Below are 759 nucleotides of genomic sequence, written 5' to 3'. Positions count from 1 at the left end.
ATAACGAATATCAAATTTCTGAAGATGAATTTGGAGATATATATAAAGCCTTAAGAAGTGATGTGGTTGAGGGTAAGATAAAAGATCCAAGGGATGTAGATTCTACTTATGAAAGCAGAAGAGAATTTGATCGTTATATGGATGGATATTCTAATGGTATGATTAATGCTTATGGTTATGATATTCCAAATGATCGGAGTGAAGAAAGTGCACAATTAAGAATAGATTCTATGATTTTAACTGCCAAACTAGCAGCCCTAACTCCACCTCAAGGCTATCCTAATGCACCAAGATATTTTACCCCTGAAAACCTAGAATGGTATTATAAAAGACATAAGCTTGATAAACTCCTTGATCCAAGAATTCCTGCCATATATAGATATAATTTTCCGCAAGAACTTCGAGCTAAAATACTAGCTTATGCTAAAGAGCATAATATAAAAGAGTAATTTAATCAAAACAAAAAAATATTTAAAGTAAAATTAAAATAAAAGGATAAACAATGCAAAAAATACTTCAAATTGATTTAGAAAAAAGAAAAGCTTTAGAGAATTTAAAAAATTTAAGCTTATTGGGTTTTGGTGGGGTTATGTTATTTAATCTAAATAAAGATGATTTGATTAAAGATAATGATATTTTTTCTATGCATAATATGAATCATTTTTTACAACTTAGTTTAGATCAATTTTACATACCTAATGCTTTTTTAAATATTTTAGAATTTTTACATATTAAAAAACATATTGATATAAAAGAATA

2 pseudogenes are annotated in these 759 nt (G+C 26.7%); both read left to right on the top strand.

The features are described from left to right. Positions 1 to 449: pseudogene (locus tag L8X33_RS08650) on the top strand (hypothetical protein); the annotation flags it as partial. A 53-nt stretch (positions 450 to 502) separates the two neighbouring features. Then, positions 503 to 759 (top strand): annotated as a pseudogene (locus L8X33_RS08645) (hypothetical protein); the annotation flags it as partial.

Source organism: Campylobacter sp. CNRCH_2014_2849 (genome assembly GCF_025772845.1).
Classification (GTDB): domain Bacteria; phylum Campylobacterota; class Campylobacteria; order Campylobacterales; family Campylobacteraceae; genus Campylobacter_D; species Campylobacter_D lari_D.
This window is presented reverse-complemented; position numbering and strand designations above follow the sequence as displayed.